8 protein-coding genes are annotated in these 9569 nt (G+C 71.8%); 4 read left to right on the top strand and 4 right to left on the bottom strand.

What is annotated here, in order from left to right; genetic code table 11:
- Positions 1-135 precede the first annotated feature (135 nt).
- The 3 genes from EAO75_RS23720 to EAO75_RS23730 form a co-directional block, all read right to left on the bottom strand.
- Positions 136-810 (bottom strand): gamma-glutamyl-gamma-aminobutyrate hydrolase family protein, encoded by a 675-nt coding sequence (locus EAO75_RS23720; protein ID WP_147998040.1) that lies wholly within the window; start codon positions 808-810, stop codon positions 136-138.
- 26 nt (positions 811-836) lie between these two features.
- Positions 837-2282, bottom strand: a complete 1446-nt coding sequence (gene eat, locus EAO75_RS23725) for an ethanolamine permease (RefSeq protein ID WP_147997061.1) — start codon at positions 2280-2282, stop codon at positions 837-839.
- 168 nt (positions 2283-2450) lie between these two features.
- Positions 2451-3197 (bottom strand): FadR/GntR family transcriptional regulator, encoded by a 747-nt coding sequence (locus EAO75_RS23730; RefSeq protein ID WP_147997062.1) that lies wholly within the window; start codon positions 3195-3197, stop codon positions 2451-2453.
- Between the two features lie 86 nt (positions 3198-3283).
- Here EAO75_RS23730 and EAO75_RS23735 point away from each other — a divergent pair, with 86 nt between their 5' ends.
- Genes EAO75_RS23735 through EAO75_RS23750 form a run of 4 tightly spaced genes read left to right on the top strand, consistent with a single transcriptional unit; the run spans position 3284 to position 7777 of the window.
- Complete coding sequence (locus EAO75_RS23735) at positions 3284-4648, top strand: glutamine synthetase family protein (RefSeq protein ID WP_147997063.1); 1365 nt, start codon at positions 3284-3286, stop codon at positions 4646-4648.
- 8 nt (positions 4649-4656) lie between these two features.
- Positions 4657-6030, top strand: coding sequence for an aldehyde dehydrogenase family protein (locus EAO75_RS23740; RefSeq protein WP_187284558.1), 1374 nt, complete (start codon positions 4657-4659; stop codon positions 6028-6030).
- Complete coding sequence (locus tag EAO75_RS23745) at positions 6027-6809, top strand: 3-oxoacyl-ACP reductase (RefSeq protein WP_147997065.1); 783 nt, start codon at positions 6027-6029, stop codon at positions 6807-6809. Before EAO75_RS23740 ends, EAO75_RS23745 begins: the two co-directional genes overlap by 4 nt.
- A gap of 26 nt (positions 6810-6835) precedes the next feature.
- Positions 6836-7777 carry a DUF2510 domain-containing protein gene (locus tag EAO75_RS23750; RefSeq protein ID WP_147998041.1) on the top strand — a complete coding sequence of 314 codons (942 nt, stop codon included), beginning with the start codon at positions 6836-6838 and terminating at the stop codon, positions 7775-7777.
- A 16-nt stretch (positions 7778-7793) separates the two neighbouring features.
- Here the strand turns inward: EAO75_RS23750 and EAO75_RS23755 are convergent, their stop codons facing one another.
- Positions 7794-8996 carry an amino acid deaminase/aldolase gene (locus EAO75_RS23755; RefSeq protein ID WP_147997066.1) on the bottom strand — a complete coding sequence of 401 codons (1203 nt, stop codon included), beginning with the start codon at positions 8994-8996 and terminating at the stop codon, positions 7794-7796.
- Positions 8997-9569: the final 573 nt, after the last annotated feature.

A 9569-nucleotide genomic window follows, 5' to 3' on the forward strand; every position in this document is an offset into this window, starting at 1 on the left:
GCGTTACGTGGAGGATCGACTCCTTACCGATAAGGGACATTAGTGAGAAATGACCCAAATCATCCTTTGACGCGCCGGGGTTCATTATCTCTCCCTCTTCTCGCCGCCCAAGTGGCCGGGAGATGCACGCCGCGATCACCGGAAGGACCCCAWCACCCGCACGTCGTCACCCATCTCCGGATGCCACTGCACCCCCAGCACCCACCCTGCCGCGGACGGCAGTTCGACCGCCTCCACCGTCCCGTCCGCCGCGTACGCCGACACGACAAGGCCCTCGCCCAGGCGGTCCACGGACTGGTGGTGGTACGTCGGCACGGACATCGCCTCCGGGACGAGACCGGCGTACAGACTCCCCGGCACCGGCTTGACGTCATGGCTGCCGAACACACCCACCACGTCCGCATGCCCGTCGATGTGCTGAACGAGCGTCCCGCCTAGGGCGACGTTCAGGAGTTGCAGGCCACGGCAGATACCCAGCAGCGGCACGCCCGCGGCCAGCGCCGCGTCGATCAGGGCCAGCTCCCAGGCGTCCCGCTCCCGGGCCGGCGGCCCGGTACGCGCCTCGCGCTCCGCTCCGTAGCGGACCGGCTCGACGTCCTGGCCGCCCGCGATGACCAGTCCGTCAAGGCGGGCCACCGCGGCCGCGGCCTGCTCCGGGTCGTCCGGCGGCAGCATCGCGGCGAGGCCGCCCGCCCGCTGCACCAGCCGTGGATAGCCGACCGGCAGCAACGCCGCGTCCAGCTCCCACACCCCGAAGCGCGCACCCGATTCCAGATACGTGCTGACACCGATCAACGGCCTGCCCACGATGCTCATGCTCCTTCACAGGGAAGCGTTCAGTCCCTTGCCAACTCTGCCTCGGCCGCCGCCAGCGCCGCGAACTCCTCCTCCGGCGCCTTCGCCACCAGATGCTTGCGGCTGTAGAGGCCGAAGTACGCGATCGCCACCACGTACACCACCAGCGCGATCACCGCCGCCGTCACATCCACCAGGAACGTCGCCACCAGCGCCGCGCACGCCAGCACCAGCGCGACCGACGACGTCAGCACCCCGCCCGGCGTGCGATAGGGGCGTACCAGCTCCGGCTCCCGGCGGCGCAGCACGATGTGCGACAGGGACATCAGCGCGTAGGAGATGGTCGCGCCGAAGACCGCGATGTTCAGCATCCGCGCACCGTCGCCCGACAGCGCCGCCAGCAGGAAGCCGACCGTGCCGGGCACCAGCAGGCCCAGGTACGGCGCCTTGCGGCGGCTGGTGAGGGACAGGAAGCGGGGCAGGTAGCCCGCGCGGGACAGGGCGAACAGCTGGCGCGAGCCTGCGTAGATGAGTGAGAAGAACGACGCCACCAGGCCCGCCAGGCCCGCGTAGTTCACGATCCGGCTCAGCGTCGTCGCCTTGCCGTCCGGCTGGAGCGCCTCCACCAGCGGGTTGCCCGCCTCCTGGATCGCCGCCGAGCCGCGTGCGCCGGCCGCCGCGAAGAAGGTCACCACGGCCAGCACGACGAGGATGGCCATCGACCAGCGGATGGCCTTCGGCAGCGTACGGGCCGGCTCCTTGGTCTCCTCGGCGGCCAGCGGCACCCCTTCGACGCCCAGGAAGAACCACATGCCGAAGGGGAACGCCGCCCAGATGCCGAGCAGGCCGAAGGGCAGCCAGGAGTTCGACCCGGCGGCGGAGGAGTCGACCGGGATGTCGTCCAGCGAGCCGACCGAGAAGTCCGGCAGCGCCGCCAGCGCGAACACGATCAGGGCGACCACCGCGATGCCGGTGACCACGAAGCTGAAGCGCAGCGCCTCGCCCACGCCCCACAGATGGATGCCGAGGAAGATCGCGAAGCACACCAGGTACACCGGCCAGCCCGACTCCAGGCCGAACAGACCCAGCGACTCGACGTAGTCGCCGATGAAGATGACGATGGCGGCGGGCGCGAGGACGTACTCGATGAGGATCGCCGTGCCGGTGAGGAAGCCGCCCCAGGGGCCGAGCGCCCTGCGTGCGAAGCCGTAGCCGCCGCCCGCCGTCGGCAGGATCGAGGACAGCTCGGCCAGGGCGAAGACCATGCAGGCGTACATGGTGCCCATGAGGACCATGGCGATCGCCAGGCCGCCGAAGCCGCCCTCGGCGAGGCCGAAGTTCCAGCCGGAGTAGTCGCCGGAGACGACGTACGCGACGCCGAGTCCGGTCAGCAGCACCCAGCCGGCGCTGCCGCGGCGCAGGGTTCTGCGCTCCAGATAGTCGTCGCCTTCAGCGGCGGCGGGTGTGCTTGTGGATTCGACGGACATGGCCAACTCCCCACGTGCGGTGGACACCGGGCATTTCCGGGCACGGTGGGGTCGACCGGGCTCCGGTTCAATGGAATGGATGCATACCTTTGCCGGGTCGGCTGCTCGAACGCAATACCCTTGCGTTAATCGCCGGTAAATCCACCCGCGCCGGGGACGCGGCGCCGCTCAGCCGAGGAAGCCCCGCAGCAGCGCCGCCGTCCCCCCGCAGTGCTCGCGCATGATCTCCCGCGCGCACTCCGCATTGCCCTCGATCACCGCCTCCACGAGGGCCGTGTGCTGGCGCTGGGAGTGCTCCAGGTTGCGGACGAGCAGCGGGATGCAGTCGAGCAGGTCGTTGACCGTCGCCCGTACGGCCGCGTACTGGGCCGTGAGCGTGGGGGAGCCGGACAGCTCGGCGAGCGTCAGGTGCAGCAGGGTGTCCAGCCGGCGGTACTCGGCGAGCGGGGCGTCGTGCGTGCGGGCCAGCGCCTCGCGGAGCCGGTTCGCCTGCTCCTCCTCCAGCCCGTGCGCCGCGCACAGCCCGGCCGCGCCCACCTCCAGCACCTCGCGGAAGCGCAGCGCGTCCTCGACGTCGACGTCCTTGAGGCGGCGGCGCAGCTCCTCCTCGCCGGGGGTGACGGGGCGAGGGAGCACGAACGTTCCGCCGTAGCGGCCCCGCCGCGACTCGACCAGGCCCTGGTCCTGGAGCACCTTCAGCACCTCGCGCAGCGTCACCCTGCTGATCCCCAGCCGGTCGGCCAACTCCCGCTCCGCGGGCAGCCGTTCGCCGCCCGGCACCAGGCCGAGCCGGACGACCTGGAGGATCTGCTCCAGGGCCTCCTCGAAGCCGTTGCCGGCCCGCACCGGCCGCAGCACCGACGTCAGCCGGTCGTCGGCTCCGGGCGCCCCGTGCTCCGTTTCCGTCTGCGACATGTGGCCGGACCCCCTTCCCAATCAATGGTCCTGCGCAATACCTTATGGCTTCCGGCTGACCGAAGTAGCCGAATGGAGGCTCTCCCGTGGCAGACCGCACACCCCCGCTGAGCGTCGAGGAGCTGCACGCCCTCGTCGCCGGCGGTGAGATCGACACTGTCGTCCTGGCGTTCCCCGATATGCAAGGGCGGCTCCAGGGCAAGCGGTTCGCCGCCCGCTTCTTCCTCGACGAGGTCCTGCACCACGGCACCGAGGGCTGCAACTACCTCCTCGCCGTCGACACCGAGATGAACACCGTCGACGGGTACGCGATGTCCTCCTGGGACCGCGGCTACGGCGACTTCGCCATGCACCCCGACCTGGCCACGCTCCGCCGCGTGCCCTGGAACGCCGGCACGGCCATGCTGATCGCCGACCTGGCCTGGAACGACGGGTCCCCGGTGGTGGCCGCCCCGCGCCAGATCCTGCGCCGCCAGCTGGAGCGCCTCGCCGAGCACGGGTACACGGCGAACGTCGGCACCGAGCTGGAGTTCATCGTCTTCAAGGACACCTACGAGCAGGCCTGGGACGCGAACTACCGGGGGCTGACCCCCGCCAACCAGTACAACATCGACTACTCGGTGCTGGGGACCGGGCGGATCGAGCCGCTGCTGCGCCGTATCCGCAACGAGATGGCGGGCGCCGGCCTCACCGTCGAGTCCGCCAAGGGCGAGTGCAACCCCGGCCAGCACGAGATCGCCTTCAAGTACGACGACGCCCTGGTCACCTGTGACCAGCACGCGATCTACAAGACCGGCACCAAGGAGATCGCCGCCCAGGAGGGCGTCTCGATCACCTTCATGGCCAAGTACAACGAGCGCGAGGGCAACTCCTGCCACATCCATCTCTCCCTCGCGGACGCCGCCGGCAACAACGCGATGGCCGGGGACGGCGAAGGCGGCATGTCGGACGTCATGCGCCACTTCCTCGCAGGCCAGCTCGCCGCCCTGCGTGACTTCTCCCTCCTGTACGCCCCCAACATCAACTCCTACAAGCGGTTCCAGCCGGGCTCCTTCGCGCCGACCGCCGTCGCCTGGGGCTACGACAACCGCACCTGTTCCCTGCGCGTCGTCGGCCACGGCCGCTCGATGCGCTTCGAGAACCGGCTCCCCGGCGGGGACGTCAACCCGCACCTCGCGGTGGCGGGGCTGGTGGCCGCCGGCCTGTACGGCATCGAGCAGAAGCTGGAGCTGCCCGAGCCCTGCCCCGGCAACGCCTATGCCGCCGATTTCGAGCACGTCCCCACGACCCTGCGCGAGGCCGCCGAGCTCTGGGAGAACAGCCCGATCGCCAAGGCCGCCTTCGGCGACGAGGTCGTCGCCCACTACCGCAACATGGCGCGCGTCGAGCTGGACGCCTTCGACGCCGCGGTGACCGACTGGGAGCTGCGCCGCTCCTTCGAACGCATGTGAGGCCTCCTTTGTCCGACCAGCTCCAAGTACTCGATCCGGCCACCGAAGAGGTCGTCGCCACCGTCCCGGCCGCCACCGCGGCCGACGTGGACGCGGCGGTCGTACGTGCCACCAAGGCGCAGTCCGTGTGGTCCGCCCTCGCGCCCGGCGAACGCGCCCGCCTGCTGCGCCGGTTCGCCGTCGCCGTCGACGAACACCTCGAAGAACTCGCCCGGTTGGAGGTCAAGGAGGCCGGGCACACCGTCGGCAACGCCCGCTGGGAGGCGGGCAACGTCCGCGACCTGCTCGACTACGCGGCCGGGGGAGTGGAGAGGCTGACCGGCCATCAGATCCCGGTCGCCGGCGGCTTGAACGTCACGATCCTCGAACCGCTCGGCGTCGTCGGCGTCATCGCCCCCTGGAACTTCCCGATGCCGATCGCGGCCTGGGGCACGGCCCCGGCGCTCGCGGCGGGCAACGCGGTCATCCTCAAGCCCGCCGAGACGACCCCGCTGACGGCTCTACGCCTGGCGGAGCTGGCCCTGGAGGCGGGACTCCCCGAGGGGCTGTTCCAGGTGCTGCCGGGCCGCGGCCCCGTCGCGGGCAACGCCCTCGTCGAGCACCCGGGCGTCGCGAAGATCGTCTTCACCGGGTCGACGGCCGTGGGCAAGCAGGTCCTGGCCAAGGGTTCGGCGCTCCTCAAGCGCGTCACCCTCGAACTCGGCGGCAAGAGCCCCAACATCGTCTTCGCCGACGCCGACCTCGAAGCCGCCGCGGCCGCCGCCCCCATGGCCTTCCTGGACAACTCCGGCCAGGACTGCTGCGCCCGCACCCGCATCCTCGTCCAGCGCTCCGCCTACGACCGCTTCCTGGAGCTGCTGAGCCCGGCGATCGAGGCGATCACGGTCGGCGACCCGGCCGACGAGAAGACCGACATGGGCCCGCTGATCTCCAAGTCCCAGCTGGAGCGGGTGCGTTCGTACGTCGACCCCGGCGCCGAGGCCATCCGCGGCAAGGCCCCCGAGGGCCCCGGCTTCTGGTTCCCGCCCACCGTCCTCACCGGCGTCGACCCCCGCGCGCGCGTGGCCGTCGAGGAGGTCTTCGGCCCCGTCGCCGTGGTCCTCCCCTTCGAGGACGAGGCCGACGCCATCCGCCTCGCCAACGCCACCGACTACGGCCTCTCCGGCTCCATCTGGACCCGTGACGTCGGCCGCGCCCTGCGCGTCTCCCAGGCGGTCCGGGCCGGCAACCTGTCCGTCAACTCCCACTCCAGCGTCCGCTACTGGACCCCGTTCGGCGGCTTCAAGCAGTCCGGCATCGGCCGTGAGCTGGGTCCTGACGCCCTGACCGCCTTCACCGAAACCAAGAACGTCTTCATCAGCACGGAGGGTTCCGCACAGTGACCGAAGCAATCGTGTGCCGGCGTCTCGTCGGCCGTACCGCCGTCATCACCGGCGCCGGCAGCGGCATCGGTCTCGCCACCGCCCGCCGGCTCGCCTCCGAGGGCGCCCGCGTCGTCTGCGGTGACGTCGACGAGCAGCGCGGCAAGGCGGCCGCCGAGGAGGTCGGCGGGATCTTCGTCAAGGTCGACGTCACCGACCCCGAGCAGGTCGAGGCGCTGTTCAAGACGGCGTTCGACACCTACGGCAGCGTCGACATCGCCTTCAACAACGCGGGCATCTCGCCGCCCGACGACGACTCCATCCTGGAGACCGGCCTGGAGGCCTGGAAGCGGGTCCAGGAGGTCAACCTCACCTCCGTCTACCTGTGCTGCAAGGCCGCCATCCCCTACATGCGTGAGCAGGGCAGGGGCTCCATCATCAACACGGCGTCCTTCGTGGCGAGGATGGGCGCCGCCACGTCCCAGATCTCGTACACCGCCTCCAAGGGCGGCGTCCTCGCGATGTCCCGCGAGCTGGGCGTGCAGTTCGCCCGCGACGGCATCCGGGTCAACGCCCTGTGCCCGGGACCGGTCAACACCCCGCTTCTGCAGGAGCTGTTCGCCAAGGACCCCGAGCGCGCCGCGCGCCGGCTCGTGCACATCCCGGTCGGCCGATTCGCCGAGGCCGAGGAGATCGCCGCCGCGGTCGCGTTCCTGGCCAGCGACGACTCCTCCTTCGTGAACGCCACCGACTTCCTGGTCGACGGCGGAATCTCCGGGGCGTACGTCACACCGCTGTAGGCCGCCCTACAGTTGCGTCAATGAGCATGACGCCCCCGCCCGGCTGGTACCGCGACCCCTCCGCCCCGCACATGGAGCGCTGGTGGGACGGGACGGCCTGGACCGAGCACCGGCGCGCACCCGAGGCACCGGCACCGGCGGTCCCGACACCGCCGGTGCCCGGCCCGCCGGCCTACGAGCCGCACGCGACCGTGCCGCTGACGGCCGGGCGACCGTCCGCCGGCGGTGCCTCCGGGCGGGGGCCCAGGATCGTCGCCCTCGCCGCCGCCGGAGCCGTCCTGCTCACGGCGATCGTCACGGGCGCGCTCGTCCTCGGAAAGGACGACGGGGGCACCGAGCTGGACACCGCTCCCACGCTCGCCACCTCCGCGCCCGTGGACCGCGAGCCGGCCTCCGACACCCCGACCCCGACGGAGTCCGCCTCCGAGCCCCCCGCCGACGGCCCCGCCGTCGTGACCGACCAGCTCAACGGCATCACCCTGCCGTTGCTCAGCGGCTGGGTCAGACCGCGCAACATCACCGAGGCCGACGTCCTGATGACCACGGACGGCACCTACCAGTGCCCGGCCGACTTCGGCTACTGCCGGCACGGCGAGGTCAGCTCGCGCACGGCGAGCGGGGACGACGGAAGCTCCCCCGAGGCGATCGCGAAGGCGGACATCCAGGAGGCGGCCGACGACGCCTACGACCGCGACCTCGTCGGGCGGCGCCCCTTCGGCGGCATCGAGTCCCACAAGGTCGTGGGCTCCGGCCCGGTCTCGGTGGCGGGCCGCGCCGGCTACTTCGTGCGCTGGCAGGTCCGGACGGCCGAGGGACCGGGCGGCTACGTCCAGTCGCTCGCCTTCCCGTCCGGCATCGGCACCGGGTCGCCGGTCGTCGTGCGCTACGTCTTCGACGCGGGCGAGGACGGGCCGCCGCTGGCCGACATGGACCGCTTCACCAAGGGGATCCGGTCGACCGCGGACTGATCCGGGGCGGACCGGGCTACAGGAACGTGTGGCCCTCGCCCCGGTACGTCGGCACGGTCGCGGTGACCGAGTCGCCCTCGACCAGGTGCAGCGCGTCGAACCGCTCGCACAGCTCACCGGCCTTCGCGTGCCGGAACCACACCTTGTCGCCGAGCAGCAGGTCGTCGGCGGGGGAGCCGAGCAGCGGCGTCTGCACCTCGCCGGGCCCCTCCTGGGGGTCGTAGCGCAGCCCCTCCGGCAGATACGGCACCGGCAGCCGGTCCGGGCCCGCCACGCCGGACGCCGGATAGCCGCCACCCAGGACCGTCACGATCCCGACGCCCGGCCTGCGCACGACCGGCTGGGCGAACAGCGCCGCCGGGCGTCCGGTGAAGGACGTGTAGTTGTCGAAGAGCCGCGGTACGTACAGCCCCGACCCGGCCCCGATCTCGGTCACGGCGTCCTCGGCGGCCGTGAACTGCACACTGCCGGTCCCCCCGCCGTTGACGAACTCCAGGTCAGGCACCACCGCCCGCACGGCCCGCACCACCTCGGCCCGGCGCTGGGCGAGCTCCCGGCGGGCGGTGGCCTGCATCAGCCGTACGGCACGCGAGCGCAGCGGCCGTCCCGCCAGGGAGTCCCCGACCCCGGCGATGTGCCCCTCGTACGCCATGATCCCGACGAGCTGGAACCCCGGCTGCCGGGCGACGGTCCGCGCCATGTCGGCGACCTGGGCGGGGGAGTGCAGCGGCGAACGCCGGGCGCCGACACGCACCCGTCCCCCGAGCAGCTTCAGCGAGGTGTCCAACTCCAGGCAGACCCGCACCACTTCCCGGCCACCGCCGCGAGCGGCGTCGATCAGGCGCAGCTGTGCCGGGTCGTCGATCATCACGGTGACCGCGGAGGCGAGCTTGGGGTCACCGGTCAGCTCCGCGAAACCGGCGTGGTCGGCCGACGGATAGGCGAGCAGGACGTCGTCGAACCCGGAGCGCGCCAGCCACAACGACTCGGCGAGGGTGAAGGACATGAGGCCCGCGAAGCCGTCCTTCGCGAGGACGCGTTCCAGCAGCGCCCGGCAGCGTACGGACTTGCTGGCGACGCGGATCGGCTTTCCGCCGGCCCGGCGGCGCATGTCCTCCGCGTTGGAGTCGAAGGCGTCCAGGTCCACGATCGCGAGTGGGGCGTCGAGATGGGCGGTGGCCCGGTCGTAACGGGCCCGGTCAGCGGCGCGCGCAGTCATGAACGCAGCCTGCCAGACGGGATTACCGCAGGGTAGGGGGACGTTCCGGGCAGATCTGCACGGGGTCGTGGACTGGTTCCCGATCGCGCAGGTTCAACCCGTAGAGTGACGCGCACGCATGGGGGAACGTCCCCGGCCGCGCGTCGTGCCGGGATGACGCTCCCTCGGTGCGGGTATGCGTGCCTGGTCGGAGCAGTCCGTGCCGGGCGGGGCAGACGGAGAAACAGAAGACGGCGGCCGCGTACGAGGACGGGCCCGGGCACGAGGAAACGGGGGGTGCATGAGCACGGAAGCGCGTCGCGCCCCCATTCCCCCGCGCCCGTCGACCCCGCCTCCGCCCGCCGTACCGCCCCGCCCGACGACACCGCCCAGACCCGCGCAGCCGCCTGTCACCGGCGACACACGGGACGAGGACACGGACAGCCCGGGCACGCCGGCCCCACGGGCGACCGGCGAGGGTACGCGAACGGAGGGATCGGTGCCAGGCGGTGTCGACGTGAGGCCGGACCCCACCGGCGGCTCGCCGGACGGACGTACGGCCGACCCCCGGACGCCGGGCGCCCAGCCCCGCCC

Origin of the sequence: Streptomyces sp. UW30 (assembly GCF_008042075.1) — a bacterium.
Lineage (GTDB): Bacteria > Actinomycetota > Actinomycetes > Streptomycetales > Streptomycetaceae > Streptomyces.

Bases quoted from the DNA above. Each gene is read 5' to 3' on its own strand.
- EAO75_RS23755 (WP_147997066.1), bottom strand. From the start codon at position 8,996: ATGACTGCGCGCGCCGCTGACCGGGCCCGTTACGACCGGGCCACCGCC.
- EAO75_RS23730 (WP_147997062.1), bottom strand. From the start codon at position 3,197: ATGTCGCAGACGGAAACGGAGCACGGGGCGCCCGGAGCCGACGACCGG.
- EAO75_RS23750 (WP_147998041.1), top strand. From the start codon at position 6,836: ATGACGCCCCCGCCCGGCTGGTACCGCGACCCCTCCGCCCCGCACATG.
- eat (WP_147997061.1), bottom strand. From the start codon at position 2,282: ATGTCCGTCGAATCCACAAGCACACCCGCCGCCGCTGAAGGCGACGAC.